Consider the following 19,747-nt stretch of genomic DNA (forward strand, 5'->3'; position numbering starts at 1 on the left):
ATTCATGCGTCAAGTTAGATTTTGGGCGATCGCGCCAATTGCTCTGGTAGCTACTTTTTCTGGCAAGCCGACTGTCTCCCTGCCAGTTTCCAATTTAGGTGGAGTTGCTAACAGTAGTTCCACCCTCATTTCAGCAGAATTTCCTCAAAATTTAACTGATGCGAAGCCTGCTGGCAAGGCGGTTTTAGCTCAAGCAAGCCCCAACCCGTCGCCATCACCACAAAGTTCGCCAACTCAGAGCCCAAGTGTAGAACCTCGATCGAGTCCTGATGCGGGTTCATCTAAAGTCCTTTTAGAGCAAAACGGAGAACTCAGCCCTGCTAAGTCTTCTGTACTGCCCTCGGACAGCAGTTTGTACGATGAGTATACCTTTGAAGGGACTCAGGGTCAGAAAGTGGTTGTTACCGTAGAAAGTACCGAGTTTGATACTTATCTCGCTATTTTCAACTCCCAGGGCGAGCTACTTGCAGAAAATGATGATGCAACGCAGCAAAATTCCAATTCAGAGATTTCTGTTACCTTGTCTGCGAACGGTCGCTATCGCGTCATTGTCAATGCTTACGATCCGCCTCCAAAAGGTAGAGGCAAGTACAGTTTAACCGTCCGTGAAACAACTGGAAATTAGTTTGATATCATGTCCGCTCGAACGATTAAAAGGGCGGGTTTTTGAGATTGTCAATTATTGGCAGATATTTTTCGTGAACCCGCCCCTACCGTATTAGGGGTCATCGACCGAACAGAATATGAACTAAACTTCGGAGTCAGGGCACGGCAATACCGTGTCCCTATAATTCAAGGACGATCGCACTACAAGCAACTGCGATCGACTTTGGTAAATTCATATGTTTGTATGCCACTATAAATGTTATAACTTTTTACTTCTAATAATTTGATAAAGTGTATTTCCAATAACTATTAAAAATCCAATGGAAGCTGAAATATAGATAATTTTTCAGCTTCCATTTTTAATTAATTTTGATTAATTTAACGCAGACCCAGCCAGGTAAAAAAATCCTGACGGGTGAAGAATTCTAGCAGCAAAAGTCCCACGAACCCCACCATCGCAAATCGTCCGTTGATTTGTTCGGCGTAGGCATTCCAGCCAAAGGCTGGTTCTGGTTTTGGGGTATTTGGGGTTGTCGGTTTTGGAGATGGAGGAGTTTGAGCAGTCATTTAAAAGTTTTAAGTTTCGAGTTTTGAGTGATGATTTTTGGGAAGCTTTGCGATCGCACAACTTGTAATTTACCAGGAAAAGGACAGCCGATCGCTAATCTGCTGACTTTTCTAAACTTTGAACCGATTCGATCAGATTTCGCACCGTTTCGGTACCTTCTGAAGGCTCAAAAAACAGCGGGAACTTGCCGCGAGCGATCATTCTCAAACCCAACGGGCCCAGACTCAGCAAACCTTTAACGTCGCGGAAGTAGTTTCCTACTACTTCGATGCCAAATTTCCGCTCATCTATCCAGCCACCTTCTTTGACAAGATCGATTAAAACTTTGCGGTGGCGGATCGATCGACTGGCTTGGTCGTCTTTGCGATCGAGAATCTCCTGTTTAATCTTACCAATTTGATCCATCGGCGCAACTTCCATCGGACAAACCGAGTTGCAGTAATAACAGCGGGTGCATCCCCAGACGCCTGCGGTGCCTTCGTTGTATTTTTCTAGCCGATTTTCGGTTTCGCTGTCGCGGGAGTCGGCGATCGTGCGGTAAGCTTTGGCGAGGGCGTGGGGGCCGACAAATTCCGGGTTAACTTCGCGGGCGTTGCACTCAGAATAGCACGCGCCGCAGAGGATGCAGTTGCCAGTTTGGTCGAGTTTCGATCGCTCTTCTGGAGTTTGCAGAAATTCGCGTTCTGGAATTGCTCGCGAGGCGGTGCTGATATATGGTTCAACTGCTTCTAGGTTGTCCCAAAAACTGGTCATGTCAACAACCAAATCTTTAATGACCGGCATATTTCCCATTGGGGCGACGGTGATTTCTGGGATGAAATCGGTAGGCATTTCTGCTGAGCTGGAATGGGCTATTTTTTGCAGTCTTGCCAGTTCGCTGGCCACATTTTCTTTGCAAGCTAATGCCGAGCGACCGTTAATTCGCATAGAACAACTGCCACAAATTGTATTGCGGCAATTTTTGCGAAAAGCTAAAGTGCCGTCGTGTTCCCACTTGATGCTGTTGAGGCAGTCGAGGATGGTATTGCTCTCTTCCACATCTAAGGTGTAACTGTGAACCCGGGGAGCCTCGTTTTGATTTTGGCGCACTACGTTAAAGCGGACTTTCATATTTTGAGTAAGGAATTTAGTTTCTATTTTAAGCTGACTTTTCTGGCTCTCTCGAAAGCTATTATTTTTTTTAACACCTACCTAAAGTTAGAGATTTAACCAATTTTATTATTGCTTAATAAGAGGCAATAAGTCCAAAGTCATAAATTCTAAATGATAACTTTTTTAAGCGGATTTGTGAGCTATTAATTGGAGATAAAAGTAATTAATCGCTGCAATTCGCTAGGCGGAGGTGCGTGATGTCCAGCTTGTTTGTATTAACTTTCATGTTTTCCACACCGGCTTTTTGTCTGGGTCTGCTAAATCCTCAATGGGTGGGACTGGGAACTCGCAGGCGATCGGCTGCCTTGTACGGCGGCTTGATGGCAGTTTCGTTCGTTTTGCTTGGGGTTACAGCACCTAATGCGCCACAACCAGTTTCATCGGGGCTGCTGGCCTCAACTGAATGGCCAGAATTTAGGGTAAGCGCACCTTTGCGCTGAACGTAGCTGGGTATGCTTCTCACTTTTTTGGCAGCATTACAAAGAATTTTACCAGGACTTACGCCCGGTTGGGGCGAGAAACGTAGTTTTTTAAGAAAAATACTTGGTTATACTCATTTACTGCAATTAAAAACCCCGGTTTATAGGCGTCGGAGTGCGATCGCGAACTGTAGGAAAAAATCGTGGGTTTAGTAAGAAGAAATACACTCTGAAACCCGGTTGCACCAGGGTCGGGTGTCCAAGATTCGAGTTTACTTCGTAAATCCTAGGGATTTGTGAGTTTGCCAGCAGATAAATAAGGAAGTTAACTTCTCAGGAGTTAGGCACAGGGATTAAAGAAATCGGGTTGTTTAAACAGATATCCTTCGTGCTTCACCTCGTATTTGGGTAAAATAAACCCGGTTTCTGCGTCCTGGATTACTTCTATTTTTTACGGGTATAAAGTCGCGATGTTTAATTTTTTCGTCTTAAGCTTTCTCTTGTCGATACCTGCCTTATTTCTGGGTATTGTTAATCCGAAATGGGTGCACCAACCCGCAAGCGATCGGCCGCGATGTACGGCGGGTTGATGGCGGCTTCGTTTGTACTTGTTGGCGTCACCGCACCCAATCCGTCTCAGGAAGTTTCAGTGGCGCCTCCGGCCCCAACCGATCGGCTAGAATCATCTCAAACCCCTAAGCCGTCACTGCTTTCGGCAGTGCCGACACCCAAGCCGAAGACTGTGAAAACGCCTACACCAACACCGAAACCTGCAATTTCTCCTGCCACACCTGCACTTGCCAAACCAGATCCCGATCGCAAATTGCCATCTGCAGTCAAATCTGTTGAGCGAACCGCAGAGATTGCTCTTGATGCACAGCAGCCAAAGAAAGACACCAAGAAAGTTATTGACGAGTCTTCTAAAGTTAAGGTTAAAAGTGCCGATTTTCCGAGTTGCGTTAACTCGGATTGCAACTGTTCTGACTTTGCTACTCAAGCCGAAGCGCAGCGAGTTTTAGAGGCATATCCGGGTGATCCGTTTAAGCTTGATCGAGATCAAGACTCGATCGCTTGCGAAACGCTGGGTTAGATTTGATCTGCCAAAATCCTCGGTTAATGATGAAGGCTTTTTTCGGTGATTGTACGAATTGAAGAAGGCAAATCGATCGGCTAAAATCATGTAATTGTTGAGCTTGCGGTGCGGGTGCAGCTATGACTTACAGCTTGAGAATTGTCGATTTGCCAACGAGTGAACGGCCACGGGAACGGCTGATGGCGGGCGGCCCGAAAAGTTTGGCGACTGCAGAATTGATTGCGATTCTCCTGGGTACTGGTCAGGGACCGGGCAAACTTTCCGCCGTCGGGCTCGGACAGTATATTTTAAATCAGTTGAGTTTGCACCACCGCGATCCTCTGGCTGTGCTACGCACTATTAGCGTTCAGGAGTTGACGCAGATTCACGGGATTGGCCCTGCTAAGGCGACTTCTATTTTGGCTGCGGTGGAGTTGGGGAAGCGGGTATTTCAGTCGCGGCCGCCGGAAATGGCTGTGGTTGACTCTCCCCAAGCGGCGGCGGATGCCCTGAGTCAGGACTTGATGTGGCAGTCTCAGGAACGTTTTGCTGTGGTGTTGCTGGATGTGAAAAATCGGCTGCTGGGTACTCAGGTAATTACGATCGGCACAGCAACGGAAACTTTGGCTCACCCACGGGATATTTTTCGCGAGGTGATCCGCCAGGGGGCGACCCGGGCGATTATCTCGCACAATCACCCATCGGGGATTGTGGAACCCAGCCCGGAGGATATTGCTTTGACGCGACAGTTGCTGGCGGGAGCGCAGTTTTTGTCTATTCCGCTACTGGATCACTTAATTTTGGGGAATGGCGATTTTCGGAGCTTGCGACAGACGACGACCCTTTGGGAAGAGTATCCCCAGGGCGATTGAACTCTTATACTTAACTAATTTCATTGCTATCATTAGTTATTTGTATCTTTGGGCTCTCCGACGGCTGAATCAGCTCTGACCGCAGGCAAATGTTCCGGCTGGAGTTCCCCGCTAGAGCCTGTTTTGGCTGAATGTCGCTGCTGATACTTCGTTTCGATCACAACTCGGTTAATCTAGTATAGGTAGGCTGAAGAGGTCGCTAATCCGATTTTTTTTGAGCATACTAAACGTATACTAAACCAGCACCTAAATACCCATTTATTAAGAAATTATTAAATGGGATGTAAAATACACGGTGTGGTGATAGGAGGAGAACTGTGTTTCTGAGACTTGCAGAACAACACCGTAAATTCGTTCAAGATTTGGTAATGAACCTTCAAGCTTTAGCGATCGTGCTAGAGCATCGGGGTTATCTGGCATCCTGCTACACTTGCGGGGGTCAGATGAACAGTGCCTCATTTATGGTCAGTTTGACGGACAACCATCTGATTCGATTCTTAGTGTCAGATTACGGTATCACTTGGACTGAGATGCGGGACGACCGCGAACTCATGAAACTAGAAGGTGCAGAAGCGATTAATCAGTTACAAGAACTGGCAAATCTCGTAAAGTATCAAATCCAACCTTCGGAAGCTACTTTAGCGACGGCGCAGTGAGTGTAGCGATTGCAGGGTTCCGAGGAAGGCGACGCAAGAAAGTCAGTGCTTGTCTGCTAAAACCGAATCCCCAGCGAGTTAGTTGAGAGGGTTCATTTAGGTGCACAGCGATGGCAGCTCAACAGACAAGGGTGCTATCAGGGTGCCTTCAGACGGTTTAGCGCTCAGTCGAGCTCTCAGTCGATCGAAGTGAGCCTGGGCAGACGGCAGACTTTATGCCAGAAGTCTCAAACTTGGAACCTCTAGTTTTTTTTCAGCAGTTGATTCTCCCTTGAGATCGATTAGCAAAATTTAGAAGTGTGACGGCTCGTCGGCTGCGATGTTAATTTCTCACTTGGCCATTCAAAAGTCAAGGAATTGAAATTAACTTTGAGCAGGCAGGTAAAATTTAACATCCAGAGTGAGGATGAGGCTGTGAAGATTGGGCAAAAGGCAGCCCACGGGGTGTGATGTGCGGGCTAATGGCGTTTATTTTTGCTCTTAGATTTAGCCTATCAGGCTAAGAATTAACTTGAAGCAGCATCACTGCTGTAAAACATCTCACAGCCGGCCCAAGCCGGCTAAGTTTTGCGTATATCTAGGCTTTTGGCCAATGTTGGGCTGTTAGGTTAAACGGCTCTTTGAAGTGCACGATCGCACTTGCTACACTAATATTTTATAATATTTTAATGATTAGTCCGAAAATATTTATCGCCAAGTTTGGAGTCAGTATCAAATGGTAAATTTAAGCGAACTACTAGAACCCATCGCCAGTCAATTTCGCAGTCTAGGAATTCCCGAACCAATTACCCATTGGGGACACCCTGTAATGATGGGGATCGTGGTAGTGGCGATGGGCAGTTTTGTCGGGTATACGGGATGGCAGGGACGTTTGGCCACCGATAAAGATGTCGCACTCAAAAGTCGCTCGGATCACCGCAAGCTTGCACCGTGGATGTTTCTGTTTCTAGCTTTGGGCTATACAGGCGGCTTGCTGTCGCTGGTGATGCAGCACCAGCCAGTCATGGAAAGTCCGCATTTTTGGACGGGTTCGGCAGTGCTGGTTTTGCTGGCTGTTGGCAGCTTGATTTCGCTAACGGGTTTTGGGGGCAATAAGCTAGCACTGCGCGCGGTTCACGCTTATTTAGGCACGACGGCCCTTGCACTTATGGTGCTGCACGCGGCTTTCGGTTTAAAATTGGGGCTGTCTATTTAGAAGAAGACTTATCAGGCAGTGGTAGTATATGTAGGGTCGCAATGTGTACCCTACATACAGAGGTTATATCAAATCCTCTCTTCATCGGCATTATTCGTCTCTCTCTCTTCTCTTCCTCTGCGTTCTCTGCGTTCTCTGTGGTTAAATCATTCCGATATAACCGGAATTGATATTATGTGTTCTGGACTGAAACCAACTCTACTTTGGACAGTAAAAATTGCTAATTACTTGCTAATTAATGAATCAAGCAACGGGTGTCATTTTCTGTCTTTCCTACATTTTGGGATTGATTTCTACAGCGGTTTCTTGGGGTAGATACGCGATACTTGCTTTGGGAATAGCGGTAGCGATCGCCCTGCCGAAATTGTTGCGAAAATATACTAAAAATTCTGTCAAAGTTACTAAGAAAAGACGCAGCAGACAAAAAGAAAATGCTCTTGAAGCACCCTTAGATGCGAGGGAAGAGTTGAGTTTGTTGGATCTCCTGCCGCGAGGGAAATGGGTGTGGGCAGTTGCGGGTTTGGTGGCATTTCTAGCTAGCGTTTATTTTGCAGTTCGATCGCCCCAACCAGCAATAGATGACATCAGCAAACTGATTCCGGCGGTTGGAAACACTCAAGAAGTGGCAGTGACAGTTCGCGGTAGAGTTGTCAGTACACCTCGATTGACTCGATCGGGTCGATCGCAATTTTGGCTAGAAACAGATTTAGTTAGCGAAATCAACGGCGGCGAGGGAGGAGCAGTCGTAAACCGCCCAGTATCCGGTAAACTCTACGTTACAGTGCCGCTGTTGCAAACAACGGGTTTGTACGCCGACAATACGATCGCAGTTGTGGGTTCCTTGTACAAACCGCAGCCACCGTCGAATCCGGGGGCTTTTGATTTTCAAACATATTTAGCCAGAGAAGGAGCTTTTGTCGGACTCAAAGGCCGTCAAATTGACTGGAGGAGAGAAAAGGCGATCGCGGATGTAAATCGAGTTAACAGCCAAACGGCTGCTTTCTTGGAACCAAGCGGGATGCAGCCATCGAAAATTCAAGCGATGCGGCAGCGGATCGTGCGATCGCAACTATCGCAGTTAAATGTTCCCGAAGGGCCCTTGATCAGTGCGATCGCCCTCGGCAAACAAGCAGTAGATTTACCTTACAACATCCGTGACTCTTTTGTCCAGGCTGGATTAGCCCACGCGATCGCAGCTTCCGGCACTCAAGTTTCGATGGTTTTGGCTTTAGTTCTAGCTTTAACCAGGCGTTTTTCCAAACAATTACAATTTAGCTTTGGCGTCGGTGCTTTATTTTTGCTTGTGGGATTAACCGGCTTTGAAGCTTCAGTATGCCGCGCCGCTTTAATGGGATTTGGAACATTATTTGCTTTGGTGCTGAACCGCCAAGTTAAGCCGCTGGGATTGCTGTTAATCGCTGCTACTATTTTACTGCTGGTTAACCCTTTGTGGATTTGGGATTTAGGTTTCCAACTGAGTTTTTTGGCAACTTTGGGGTTAATCGTGACAACGCCGCCATTGATGGCAAAATTGGACTGGATGCCGCCCGCGATCGCTTCGATTGTTGTGGTTCCGATCGCCGCTTCAGTTTGGGTGCTACCGCTGCTACTTTACGTTTTTAGCGTGGTATCACCTTACAGCATTTTAGTTAATATTATTGCGGCTCCTTTGCTGTGGATTTTGAGTATTGGGGGGATGGTTAGCGCTTTAGCTGGATTGATTTTTCCGCCGGCTGGCAGTGTTTTAGCACAACTGCTGGACTATCCGGCAAAGGGGTTAATTGCGATCGCCCAATATTTCTCGCAATTACCAGGTAATTCGGTAGCTGTCGGTCAAGTATCGGTGTTTCAACTAATAGCGGTTTACAGTTTAATTTGCTGGGTTTGGATCGGGGGAAGTTCGGCAACGAGCAAGGTACAGGAGGTAACGGATAGAAGGAGGAAGGAAGAACAAAGACGGAAGCCGGAAGCAGTCAGAGGGAAAAACCAGGAAAAAGGGAAAGGGAAGAAGGGGAAAAGTAGAGTTATTGCGCTGCCGAGTTTTTCATCTGCTTGGATTTTACCGCTGGCGCTGGTGGCGGGAATAAGTATCATAGTTTTGCCAGCTTGGCACGTTCAATCATCTTTATTTCAAGTTACTTTGCTGGCGACATCTGGCGAACCAGTGTTAGTAATTCAAGATCGGGGAAAAGTGGCGCTAATTAATAGCGGTGATGAAAATACCGTAAGGTTTACAGTGTTGCCTTTTTTGCAGAAGCAAGGAGTTAATTCTGTGAATTTTGCGATCGCCACTCACGGTCATTTAGGTTTGAGCAGTGGTTGGGGAAAATTACTAGAACGCTTGCCAATTAAAACATTTTATGATAATAATGCTCCGAAACAAATTCACCGTGGCAGCAATCAGGAATTTATAACGGCTGTGCAATCTCGCCAAGGCGTTTACTTTCCTTTAGAAACTAACAGTACAGTTGATCTGGGTTCGACGCGGTTGCAGTTGGTGAATGCGGAGATGCCGGTGGTAGAATTCCTGGTGGGAAATCGAACTTGGTTGCTCGTCGGTGAAATGACACCGGAAGCGCAAAAAAAATTGGCAGCAACGGGAACCTTGAAGCCGGCTCAAGTGCTGTGGTGGTCGGGAAAAACCTTGACTGCCGAGTTATTGGGCGCAGTTGGGCCGCAAGTGGCGATCGCATCTGCTAACGAAATCGACCCAGAAACCGCCGCCCAACTGCGCCAAAGCAAAACCCAAATATTCTGGACAGGGCGCGACGGAGCCCTCCAGTGGACTCCTGCTGGGGGATTTAAGACCACTCTGGAATCAGAAGAAAATCAAACTTCTTTTTTATAAAGATTTACAATGTGGCGCACTGTGCGGTAATATACTTTTAGCTCACATCTCAAATCAATTGGAGAGGTGGCAGAGCGGTTGAATGCGGTAGACTCGAAATCTACTTTAGGGGTAACTCTAACGTGGGTTCAAATCCCACCCTCTCCGTACATTCCTTACTCCACAAGGCTTTGATGCTATCCGCTTCTTTAGCCCAATGTGCAGTTTTATAGGCAGTGGTATATATGAGTGGTATATAAACCACTTCGGTATATACCACTTTTTGCTTTAACTCCACCCCATCAAGCGGGCGATCGGTCAAGACAAAAGTATTTCTAAAATTGCCTCGAAATCTATTTTAAAGGCAACTCTAACGTGGGTTCAAATCCAACCCTCTCCGTACATCTCAGCGTCAAGCGCGCACCTTATTAACCTAGGGTGCGCGCACCTGATTATATTATGAAATTTAACTCCACAATCTCCGTAGCATGATAGCTGCTTTCATTTCGGTGAGGATGGGGGAATTAGTCTAGATTCTTTGTTTCCCTAGTCCATAGTCGCTAGTTCCTAGCACGAAAACCCCTAGCCTGTTGCTCGTTCCCCGTGCCCAGTTTCCTGTTTCTTCTAATAACGTAGCCTGTAATTGCGAGGCGGCGCTAATTGCGCTAAAGCCCTACTACGAAATGCTCACGCCGGAATAGAAATCACAAACTCCGAACCCTGACCCAGGGAAGAATTCACCACTAATGTACCTCCATGTTTTTCCACAACAATTTGGTAGGCTATCGACAATCCTAATCCTGTTCCTTGACCTACAGACTTGGTGGTGAATAAGTGGTTAAAGATGTTTTCCTTGACTTCGGGTGACATCCCCACTCCATTATCCTTAATGCGAATCAAAACCTGATTGTTGGATTCGCTCAGAGCAGTTTGAACCGTGATTTGATTAGGTAGAGCTTTAATTTCACTAAAACTCCGCCCCTTATTGGACTCCTCCAGAGCGTCAATCGCATTAGCCAGCACATTCATAAATACCTGGTTTAACTGTCCGGGAAAGCATTTTACGAGGGGCAAGTTACCATAGTCTTTCACAACTGCAATGGCAGGGCGGAACTCGCTGGCTTTTAAACGGTGCTTAAGAATTAGCAGAGTGCTTTCGAGTCCGTCGTGAATATTGAAAGAAACTGGTCGATCGCTATCAGCCCTGGAAAACGTTCTTAGACTCGTACTGATATTGCGGATGCGATCGACTCCCTCCTGCATCGAGCCAATCAATTTGGGCAAATCTTCTCGCAAATACTCCAAGTCCATATCCTCAATTTCTGCTTCAATTTCCACTCCCGGATTGGGAAACTTTTCTTGATACAAATCAATCAAATTGAATAAATCCCCCACGTATTCTATAGCCGGTTGCAAGTTGCCGGCGATAAAGCCTACGGGATTGTTAATTTCGTGGGCTACACCTGCGACTAAATTTCCGAGAGCAGACATTTTTTCACCCTGCACCAATTGCAACTGCATCTGTTTGAGATCGTTGAGATAAAGCTCTAGTTTTTGGGCATATTCCTGAGATTGTTGATACAGTCGGGCGTTTTGTAAGGAAATTGCTGCTTGGGAACACAGGATATTGAGGATGGCGACGCGATCGCGCGTAAACGCCCCCGTTGTGAGATTATTCTCTAGATACAGAATCCCCATTACTTTGCCTTGATGGAGAATCGGAGTGCATAAAACGCTCTTGGGTTGGTGCTCAATGATGTAAGGATCGCCAGCCCAGGTGGTTTGAGTGCTGGCACGATCGAATACCAAGATTTCTTTTGTACGTTTGACGTAGTTAATGATGTTCAGAGGAATTGCTTTGCTTTCTTCAACTCGAAGTGATTCCAAGTCACAATCTTGGCGATTTGTACAGTGTACGGCAACTCTCCACTTTCCACCTTCCTCCAAAATTAATGCTCCGGTTTGTGCTCCGGCATTTTGCACTACTACTTGCATCAAAGTAGTTAGCAATTGCTCTAGTTCTATTTCACTGGAAAGAGCTTGAAAAGCTTTGATCACTGTCGGCAAATCTACTAACTCCAAACTGCTGGTGCTACCGATAATTGTTCTATTCGTGTTAGATAGAGATGATTCACTGCTGGATGTGTGAGTTGTTTCTGTCGGATTCTGGCGAGTTCGCTCCTGTTGCAGGATCACAGCAAGCAATTCGGGGTAGCGCTGTTCTAGATGGTCAATCTTGGCTTTGGCTCCCCACTTTGCGTAAGCATAGTAAGCATCAATTAAATAGGGTTTTGCCAGTTTTTCTTTGCCCCATTCTAAGTAGAATTTGGCAGCGAGTTCGTGAGCAACTGCTTCTTCGTTGATGTACTCGTTTTCTTGGGCGAGGGCAATAGCCTTGTCGTACATCTCGACCGCTTCTATTTTTTGGTTTAAAACCCGATGCTGTTCTGCCTCAACTAGATAGAATTTATGCAGATGATTCATGGGGGCATGATGCGCCCATTTCAGCATTTTTTCTTGATTAGCTTGTACTCTGTCGAGAAGTTCCTGTTGTTCGGACTCTGGAGTCTCAGAATAAACCGCCAATCTCACTAGAGAATCGTATAAATAGAAGATTGCAACACTTATCTGCCCTGAAGCGGCGCTCAAATAACTTTCTATTTGAGCCATATTTTTAAAGGCTTCCGGGTAATTATCCAACAGATAACAAAGCACAAGTTTGTGCAAGTATAAGTAATGAATGCCCAGGTAGTTATTGGTTCGCTGATATAGTTGCAGCATTGTCTCTTCGTCGTAGGCTTCTCCCTTTAAAAGGCATGGGTTTTGCGATCTTCCTATCAAGTTCAAAACGGCTTGCCAACAAATTTTTTGATAAGAAAGTGCTGTGTCCTGGTGAATTTTACTAACGGCATCTGCGTAGCTTGCTATCTCTCGTTCGAGTTGGGTTAGCTGCCTGCCAATAAAATACGAATAATAACTGTATTCATAGATAGCATAGCCAGCAAATTCTAACTCTCCAGTTTCCAGCCCACAAAAATAATCTGACAGCAAAGGTTGTAAGGTATTTCTGAGGTGTTCTTTCCAAGGTTGAATACCAGAATGCACCATTGCGGATGTCTTCGCTTGGATTTCTTTGGCATTTAATTTTGACACTAGACGTAAAGCAAGTTCACCTAATTGATAGCCCCGATCAATATCTCCCATCCCACAGAGAAGAAAACTATATATGGCAAAAGCATAGGGAGACAAAGAAGCATTGCCATATTGGACAGATAAATTGACCTGTTTGCAAACTACCAAAGGCACGAGTGGCGGCAACGCTACGTAGGCAGGAGAAAATAGGCTTGACAGAATCGTTATAGTTGCTAGTTGTTGAGGAGCTGTCATCAGAGGAAGATCGATTAAATCCTCAATTCGCTTCTCATTCAAAATTGCCGCAGTTTCGCCTAATGCCTGCCCAATATCCGACGGATTTGGCTCCGAGGGAAACTCTACCCCCAACAGTTTTAAAACTTGTAGTCCTGTATTCAGCGCTTCCTGTAACTTATTTTGCGCCATACAAGCTTGCATCTGGACTTCATATACTTTCACTTTGTCCAGTAGCATTTTGGCACAGCTTTCCACGACTGATGCCAATTCTTCCATCCGCTCAAAGTCACCGCACAGATATGCCGCTTCTGCTGCTTCGGTATACAGCGCTAATGTTAGTTCGTATTGACTATGCCAACTATTTTCTGTCAGTAATTCCTGGCCAACCTTGAAATCTTCAACCGCAGCAGCATAAGCGGTAGCAGCTTTGGCTTTCTTTCCAGCAACCAGATTCAATCGTGCTAATTGTTCCCGTTCTGCCTCCTGGGTAATTAGCTCAACTCCCACATTTAAGTGATTGACAATATCAAAAATTCTTTCTTCTCGATCGGCTTCTGGCGTATTCTTTAATAACAGTTGACCAATTTTTAAGTGAGTAGAACGCTTTTGGTCTTCAGGAATGAGGGAATAGGCTGCTTGTTGAACGCGATCGTGTAAAAAATTATATTTGGGTAATTGGTCATGGGTAATTAGTAATTGGTCAGATTTCTTTTCCTTAGCGATTACCGATGCGCTATTTCCCTCTGGTTGATAAAACTTATAAACTTCGCTAATGGGTAAAATTAGCCCGTCTTGTAGTGCTTTCCATAAAGCCGATGCGGTTTCTGTTGGCGAATTTTCATCAACAATTGCTAACGTCGCCAAATCGAACTGATTGCCAATACAAGCAGCTAACTTTAAAACTTCCTGTGTCTGGGCTGGCAACTTTCGCAACTGAAGTGCCATAAATTCTACAACATCATCTGTTAGTGCCAAGGTTCGCACTCGGGCAATATCGCACTGCCAATACCGAGATTCAAAATTAAATTCAATAAGCCCATCTTCCTGCAAAGATTTGAGGAATTGTGTGCTGAAAAATGGATTGCCTTGGGTTTTCTGATAAACGAGTTCTGTCAAAGGCTGAGCCAACGCTGTAGAACAAGCTAGAGTATCGGCAACTAAACAATTTACGTCGGCTCTATCAAGTGGTGCTAAGGTAATAGTATTCACCTTTGCTTCAGTTTTTTGAATCTCTGCTAACGTCAGCATCAATGGATGTGCTGGAAAAACTTCGTTATCCCGATAAGCTCCAATTAAAAAGAGATAGCGGTTATCAACGTCGCTCATCAGCAGTTGAATTAATTTTAACGATGCTGAGTCAGCCCATTGCAAATCGTCCAAGAAAAGCACTACAGGATGGTCTTTTGTTGTGAAGACTTGAATGAATTTTTCAAACAACAAATTGAAGCGATTTTGCCCAGCACTTCCCGAAAGTTCGGGGACTGGCGCTTGCTGTCCGATAATACGTTCTAGTTCAGGAATGACTTCAACGATTACCTGAGCATTCTCGCCCAAAGCAGCCAAAATATCCAACTTCCATTGTTCTACTTTAGCATCGGTTTCCGATAGCAGTTGTCCCATTAAACCGCGAAAAGCTTGGACAAATACTGTAAAGGGAAGGGTGCGTTGAAATTGGTCGAATTTTCCTTTAATAAAGTAGCCTCGCTGTCTCACAATTGGTTTGTGAACTTCGTTAACGACAGCGGTTTTGCCAATGCCTGAGAAACCGGCAACGAGCATCATTTCGGTGCTTCCGGCACTGACGCGCTCGAAGGCCGATAGCAGGGAGAATACTTCGCTTTCTCTACCGTACAACTTTTCTGGGATTATGAAGCGATCGCACAAATCTCGTTGTCCTAATTTAAAGGATGCAATCTCTCCCTTTTCTCTCCACTGCTGCCAACAAGTTTCTAAGTCATACTTGAGTCCGCTGGCACTCTGATAGCGCTCTTCTGCATTCTTCGCCATCAGTTTACCCACTATCTCAGACAGTACCGGAGGAACTGCTGGGTTGAGTTCATGGACGGGAATAGGTTGCTTTGCCAGGTGGCAGTGTACCAAATCCATTGGATCGTCTGTTTGGAAGGGTAACTTTCCTGTTAGTAATTCGTAGAATGTGACTCCCAGAGAGTAGAAATCTGTGCGGTAATCAATGCCTCGGTTCATTCGCCCAGTTTGTTCGGGAGATATGTAAGGTAAAGTGCCTTCGAGGACATTGGGATTTTGAATTTCTTGGGTTTCGCGCGGCAGCAGGGAAGCGATGCTCAAATCAATCAGCTTGACTTCTTTACTGGTGGGGTTAATTAGAATGTTGGCGGGCTTGAGGTCTTTATGGATGACGTGGTGGCGATGAAGGCCGTCAAGGGCGTTGGCAATTTGAATCGCCATAGGAAAAAAATCGTTAACTGGCAAGCCTTCTAGGGTTTCGTTGCTATCGGATGCTAGACTAGCAAGGTAGCTACATAAGGAAATTCCGCCAAAGTCTTCCATCACCAGAGCATAGCGGTTATGATAGCTCTCCAGGCTGTATGCCTTGACAGTGCCGGGGATATTTAAGTTTTTAGCAATTACGTATTGGTTGCGGAAGTGAACCAGTTCGTTGAAGCTGGGAAAGTCATTTCGCAGTAATTTGATCGCGACGGGTTGCTGATCACAAGAGCGAATACCCCGATAAACTAGAGTTCGATTGCCTGCGTATATTTGCTCGTTTATGTGATATCCTAGAAAAAAATTTGTGATGTTAGCCATATCTACGTATTCCTACTGCTTCTGTCAAGTCTGAAGCTTCTGAGAGTTACTATCTACTATTTTCGCTCGCTCTGCTTTAGTATTCAGTGAATTACATTTTTCTTAATATATTGGGGAGAGATAGTTATGAAAGCAAGAGTTTAAAACAATACTTGAATTGTTTATGTAAGAGCTGTTTATAGTTGAGTTAATACTAAGTAGAAGATGAAGAAGGCTAAAGCTGATTGAACGACAGCCGTTGATAGAAGAGGAATTTAAGAGGCTAATCAGGTACTTAAGAGCATTTTTAAAACCGATGCTTGAATGCGATCGCCTATAAAAACTAATCTCTAGTTTACATCATAATTTAATGTCATTAGTACAATTCGGGTGGATCGGAATTTAAAGCGGGAAGCAGAGGAAATTGAGTTGGTGTGTCAGATTAGGGATAAATTGGGATTCATGGGAGCGCCCGCCGAATTATTTCTCCAACTGCCACAACAAGCTGCCCACTCTAATAAGTGAATCAGGTATTAAATGCCAAAATTCAGGAGCAGACTATGGAACTAGCCCAAGTCAATTATATTTGGCCACTCACATACTTACAATTACCAATTACCAATTACCCCTTTGATTTTTTCACTTCCAATACCTGCGCCAGTGAAACAAATTCTCCCATAAATTGCGCGAAAAAGTATTGCGACCCAAGCGCTGCGACTCCCAAACGGCAGCAGTTTGACCGTTAATTGCCGAAAAACTCGACCAAATATAAGGAAGTTGGGCGATCGCCTCAACCTTCATCCCGTGACGCACAGCCAAAGCGATCGTGTGAATCAACTCAGCAGCTTGCGGCCCGACAATACTCGCTCCCAACATCTCCCCGTTGCGACGCCCGACAATCTTACAAAAACCAGTTGTATCCCCGGACATTTGAGCTCTTTCAACATTCTTGAAATATTCCCGACAAACAATCAGATCGTCTCCAAAACGGCGCCTTGCTTGCGCTTCAGTCAAGCCAACCCTCGCCAACTGTGGATCGGAAAAAATAGCCCAAGGAATCCCACGATAATCTATTTGAAACATTGGCAAAAACAAAGCATTTTTCACAGCAACCGCAGCTTCGTAATTAGCGATGTGAGGGAACGGATAACCCCCAGCAACATCGCCGATCGCGTAAATGCGATGATTAGTTGTTTGCAGCTTTTCATTTAAAATCACCCCCCGATCGCTGAATTTAACCTTAGCCGCTTCGAGATTTAACGATGAAAAATTGTGTCCTCTACCTGCAGCCAGAAAAATCTCCTCAGCTTCGATAGCCCTTGGCCCAGCTTGAATCCACTTTTTACCCTCAATCACCCTAGCTTGAGTCACCTCAGTAGCAGTAAGAATCCGCACTCCTTCAGCTTCCATTCCAGCTTGCACCAAACCAGCCGCCTCCCGGTCTTCTTTAGCCAAAATGTGCGAACTTTTCACCACCAAAGTGACAGCAACCCCTAGGCGAGCAAAAGTTTGAGCCACTTCGACACCGCTGGGATCGGCACCGATTACAGCCAAACTTTTAGGCAACTCTGGAAGTTTGGCTAATTCCCCGACAGTTTCCGAAGTAAAAAAGCCAGCAGACGAAAGTCCTTCAATATTGGGAATCGCCGGCAGAGTTGGACAAGCTAGCAAATAACAGAGCGATCGCAATTTCCTACCGCCGACAACAAAAGCCAAATCCGGTTTCGCCACAAACTCGCCACTGCCAAAAATAACATCGACCCCGCGAGCAGCTAAAACGCCGAGAGAATCAATTTCTGACAAATTAGAAACAACATCATCTGCCCACTTGAGAACCCCGTCAAAGCGCAATTTGAGTGGCATGGAGGAATTGGCGACTTCCCAACGCACCCCCAACTGCTGGCGGCTGATCTGCTGGGCAAAACGAGCAGCCTCCCTCAAAGTTTGGCTGTATCTCAAACCAAGGTCGATCGACTCTTTCCCTCCAGTCGGCAAATCTTGGGAATTACTTAGGGGTTCCACCAAAGCAACGCGAGCCGGGAAATTAGTTGCAGTCAAAGCAGCATAACGTCCGGCCGGAGTTCCACCAATAATCACTAAATCATAGTCAAGCATAAATAAAGAAGTCAGTAGTCAGTAGTCAGTAGTCATTAGTCAGTAGTCATTAGTCATTAGTCATTAGTCATTAGTTAGTAGTCATTAGTTAGTAGTTTAGGAGGATCTGCGCGCGGGGTCAGAAACCCGGTTTCTTCCTAGATACTTCGCTGCAAAACCCAAGATTTTTAGCCATCCTCGCATCATTTGTGAATTTCTTACTCCCTCCCCTTTATAAGGGGAGGGTTGGGGTGGGGTCAAAAGTTTACGACTCCTGCAAGGATTGCTATATCATAGAAACCGGGTTTCTTGGGGATGTCCGCTCAAACGACCAATAAAATCGGTTTGTTAACTTTTATTGGTTGTCAACTGTCAACAGTCAACTGACAACAGTCAACTGTCAACAGTCAACAGTCAAAAGTCAGCTAACGAATAACTTCGGAAAGTCCAGCAATCAACCGCAGATTGTCCGCCCTGGAGCGCACAGCCACCCGAAAAAACCGATCGCCCAACTCAGGAAAACTTAAACAATCCCGAATCAAAATCCGGTGTCGTTCCAAGAGACTTTTTTGAATCGAAGAAACCGACATGGACGACTCAACCAACAAGAAATTAGCCGCCCCGGCAATTGGCTGCAAACCCGGTAAATTAGCCAAACCCTCAAATAGCTCTCGGCGAGCAACAGGCAGCCAATCCCAGGTTTGCTGCTCAAAAACAGTATCTCGCACCACAGCAGCAGCAGCAGCAGCAGCCAAAGCATTCACAGGCCAAGGATCGCGCAGTAACTGCCAGCGGCGCAGAATATCGGGATGGGCGATCGCGCAGCCCAACCGCAGTCCCGGCAGAGAATAGAATTTAGTGAGCGATCGTAAAATCACCAAATTCGGAAACTCCTCAACAGCATCGATCAAAGTTTCCTGCTCAGAAGGGGGTAGAAAGTCCATAAAGGCCTCATCCACCACCACCATACCTAACTGCTTCACATAAGGCAAAATCGCCTCCCTAGCAAACAGCAAACCCGTAGGATTGTGCGGGTTATTCAGTAGCAAACCACGTCGAGAGGGGGCATCGAGAGCAAGAGGAACTGGGATACGAAAAGAAGGGGAGACAAGGGAACGGTTAGAAACCGACAAATCATCCGTTACTAACTCGTTTCCTGCCCCAACGTCCAACGATTTCAGATCCAACTCAGATGTGGCACCATTCTCAATTAGTTGTTTAGGAACAGGCAAGATGCCTGTTCCACAAGAAAATTCATCTCTTGTGGAATGGGCATCTTGCCCGTTCTTGACAATGGTGCAAGATTTAATATCCAAAGGGCATTTGATCACCTGCGCGCCGAAAGCCGAAAGAGCCCGCGAGTAATCGCCAAAAGCCGGAGTCACCAAATAAGTCCCCTCCAGCTTCGACAAATCCCAAGCCGCCCAAGTCAACAATTCCGCCGAACCATTCCCCGGCAAAATCCAATCCCGGTCAACATTCAAAGCCTCACCCAAAGCAGTCCTGAGTTCTCCATAATCCGGGTCTGGGTAAGCCGTCAGACTGCTCAAGTGTGATTGAATCGCAGCCAGGGCCGACTCAGGAGGACCCAAAGGACTGATACTCGCAGAAAAATCGACAATAGCAGAGGCAGGGCAGCCTGCCAGTGTGGCTGCCCAAGCTAAATTCCCACCGTGTACAGGTCTAATCAAGACTCAGTTCGCCAGCTATTCCGCGTTTTTCGGCGGTGCAACTCTGTCCTTAAACAACTTCCCTGCGGAAAATGCAGGAACTCTGGTTGCCGGGATTTCCATCTTGTCCCCAGTTTTGGGATTGCGACCCTCGCGGGCCTTGCGTTCCCGCGACTCAAACGAGCCAAAACCGACCAGCGTCACCTTGTCGCCATCGGAGACAGCTTCCATGATTGCTTCCAGGGCCGCACTCAAAACAGCATCTGCCTGTTTTTTCGTCACGCTAGCCTTTTCCGCCACTGCATCAACCAATTCACCTTTGTTCATTGCGAACTCCTTCTCGATTTGCAAAATTACGTTAAACAGAGTTAGTTCAACTATTAGCTGTGAGTTATCAACTGGATTGAGGTGTGGATTGGGAGGTTTGGGTGGTTCCCGATTGCTCCCGTCCGCTTCCCCGAATCACAACTCCTGCTGAATA

At 46.1% G+C, this 19,747-nt stretch carries 14 protein-coding genes and 1 tRNA gene; 9 read left to right on the forward strand and 6 right to left on the reverse strand.

The genetic code is table 11. From position 1 onward, the window contains the following. The first annotated feature begins 4 nt into the window (after positions 1–4). Positions 5–625 carry a pre-peptidase C-terminal domain-containing protein gene (locus QUB10_RS00260; protein WP_333198429.1) on the forward strand — a complete coding sequence of 207 codons (621 nt, stop codon included), beginning with the start codon at positions 5–7 and terminating at the stop codon, positions 623–625. 359 nt (positions 626–984) lie between these two features. On the opposite strand, the gene QUB10_RS00265 is transcribed toward QUB10_RS00260, so the two are convergent. Both QUB10_RS00265 and QUB10_RS00270 read right to left on the reverse strand, forming a co-directional pair. After that, entirely contained in the window at positions 985–1,173 is a 189-nt protein-coding gene (locus QUB10_RS00265; protein ID WP_333106934.1) for a chlorophyll a/b-binding protein, read from the reverse strand. Positions 1,174–1,267: 94 nt separating this feature from the next. Beyond that, positions 1,268–2,284 (reverse strand): succinate dehydrogenase/fumarate reductase iron-sulfur subunit, encoded by a 1,017-nt coding sequence (locus tag QUB10_RS00270; protein ID WP_333198431.1) that lies wholly within the window; start codon positions 2,282–2,284, stop codon positions 1,268–1,270. Positions 2,285–2,523: 239 nt separating this feature from the next. Between QUB10_RS00270 and QUB10_RS00275 the strand changes: the two genes are divergently transcribed. From QUB10_RS00275 to QUB10_RS00305, 7 genes are all read left to right on the forward strand, one after another. Next, positions 2,524–2,766: a hypothetical protein gene (locus QUB10_RS00275; RefSeq protein WP_333198433.1), complete on the forward strand. Its 243-nt coding sequence runs from the start codon at positions 2,524–2,526 to the stop codon at positions 2,764–2,766. Positions 2,767–3,286: 520 nt separating this feature from the next. Continuing rightward, complete coding sequence (locus QUB10_RS00280; RefSeq protein ID WP_333198435.1) at positions 3,287–3,835, forward strand: excalibur calcium-binding domain-containing protein; 549 nt, start codon at positions 3,287–3,289, stop codon at positions 3,833–3,835. A gap of 122 nt (positions 3,836–3,957) precedes the next feature. Next, positions 3,958–4,689: a RadC family protein gene (gene radC / locus QUB10_RS00285; RefSeq protein WP_333198437.1), complete on the forward strand. Its 732-nt coding sequence runs from the start codon at positions 3,958–3,960 to the stop codon at positions 4,687–4,689. Between the two features lie 317 nt (positions 4,690–5,006). Beyond that, complete coding sequence (locus QUB10_RS00290; RefSeq protein WP_015176985.1) at positions 5,007–5,345, forward strand: DUF1815 family protein; 339 nt, start codon at positions 5,007–5,009, stop codon at positions 5,343–5,345. A gap of 715 nt (positions 5,346–6,060) precedes the next feature. Next, complete coding sequence (locus tag QUB10_RS00295; RefSeq protein ID WP_015176986.1) at positions 6,061–6,540, forward strand: DUF4079 domain-containing protein; 480 nt, start codon at positions 6,061–6,063, stop codon at positions 6,538–6,540. 238 nt (positions 6,541–6,778) lie between these two features. Next, positions 6,779–9,388, forward strand: coding sequence for a ComEC/Rec2 family competence protein (locus tag QUB10_RS00300; RefSeq protein WP_333198439.1), 2,610 nt, complete (start codon positions 6,779–6,781; stop codon positions 9,386–9,388). A 60-nt stretch (positions 9,389–9,448) separates the two neighbouring features. After that, a tRNA-Ser gene (locus tag QUB10_RS00305) sits at positions 9,449–9,535 on the forward strand. 519 nt (positions 9,536–10,054) lie between these two features. On the opposite strand, the gene QUB10_RS00310 is transcribed toward QUB10_RS00305, so the two are convergent. Further along, positions 10,055–15,523 carry an AAA family ATPase gene (locus tag QUB10_RS00310; protein ID WP_333198441.1) on the reverse strand — a complete coding sequence of 1,823 codons (5,469 nt, stop codon included), beginning with the start codon at positions 15,521–15,523 and terminating at the stop codon, positions 10,055–10,057. Between the two features lie 369 nt (positions 15,524–15,892). On the opposite strand from QUB10_RS00310, the gene QUB10_RS00315 reads away from it, so the two are divergent. Then, positions 15,893–16,027, forward strand: coding sequence for a hypothetical protein (locus QUB10_RS00315; protein WP_333198443.1), 135 nt, complete (start codon positions 15,893–15,895; stop codon positions 16,025–16,027). A 114-nt stretch (positions 16,028–16,141) separates the two neighbouring features. On the opposite strand, the gene QUB10_RS00320 is transcribed toward QUB10_RS00315, so the two are convergent. From QUB10_RS00320 to QUB10_RS00330, 3 genes are all read right to left on the reverse strand, one after another. Beyond that, complete coding sequence (locus QUB10_RS00320) at positions 16,142–17,617, reverse strand: NAD(P)/FAD-dependent oxidoreductase (RefSeq protein WP_333198445.1); 1,476 nt, start codon at positions 17,615–17,617, stop codon at positions 16,142–16,144. A gap of 404 nt (positions 17,618–18,021) precedes the next feature. Further along, positions 18,022–19,287 (reverse strand): threonine-phosphate decarboxylase, encoded by a 1,266-nt coding sequence (locus QUB10_RS00325; RefSeq protein WP_333198447.1) that lies wholly within the window; start codon positions 19,285–19,287, stop codon positions 18,022–18,024. Between the two features lie 15 nt (positions 19,288–19,302). Beyond that, the gene (locus QUB10_RS00330; protein ID WP_333198661.1) at positions 19,303–19,611 is read right to left on the reverse strand and encodes an HU family DNA-binding protein; all 309 of its coding nucleotides are present in this window, start codon (positions 19,609–19,611) and stop codon (positions 19,303–19,305) included. Between the last annotated feature and the right edge of the window lie 136 nt (positions 19,612–19,747).

The organism is Microcoleus sp. B5-D4, from assembly GCF_036705145.1.
GTDB lineage: Bacteria > Cyanobacteriota > Cyanobacteriia > Cyanobacteriales > Microcoleaceae > Microcoleus.

Excerpts from the sequence above, each read along its gene's own strand:
- QUB10_RS00260 (WP_333198429.1), top strand. The coding sequence starts at position 5 with ATGCGTCAAGTTAGATTTTGGGCGATCGCGCCAATTGCTCTGGTAGCT.
- QUB10_RS00265 (WP_333106934.1), bottom strand. The coding sequence starts at position 1,173 with ATGACTGCTCAAACTCCTCCATCTCCAAAACCGACAACCCCAAATACC.
- QUB10_RS00270 (WP_333198431.1), bottom strand. The coding sequence starts at position 2,284 with ATGAAAGTCCGCTTTAACGTAGTGCGCCAAAATCAAAACGAGGCTCCC.
- QUB10_RS00275 (WP_333198433.1), top strand. The coding sequence starts at position 2,524 with ATGTCCAGCTTGTTTGTATTAACTTTCATGTTTTCCACACCGGCTTTT.
- QUB10_RS00280 (WP_333198435.1), top strand. The coding sequence starts at position 3,287 with ATGGGTGCACCAACCCGCAAGCGATCGGCCGCGATGTACGGCGGGTTG.
- radC (WP_333198437.1), top strand. The coding sequence starts at position 3,958 with ATGACTTACAGCTTGAGAATTGTCGATTTGCCAACGAGTGAACGGCCA.
- QUB10_RS00295 (WP_015176986.1), top strand. The coding sequence starts at position 6,061 with ATGGTAAATTTAAGCGAACTACTAGAACCCATCGCCAGTCAATTTCGC.
- QUB10_RS00300 (WP_333198439.1), top strand. The coding sequence starts at position 6,779 with ATGAATCAAGCAACGGGTGTCATTTTCTGTCTTTCCTACATTTTGGGA.
- QUB10_RS00310 (WP_333198441.1), bottom strand. The coding sequence starts at position 15,523 with ATGGCTAACATCACAAATTTTTTTCTAGGATATCACATAAACGAGCAA.
- QUB10_RS00320 (WP_333198445.1), bottom strand. The coding sequence starts at position 17,617 with ATGCTTGACTATGATTTAGTGATTATTGGTGGAACTCCGGCCGGACGT.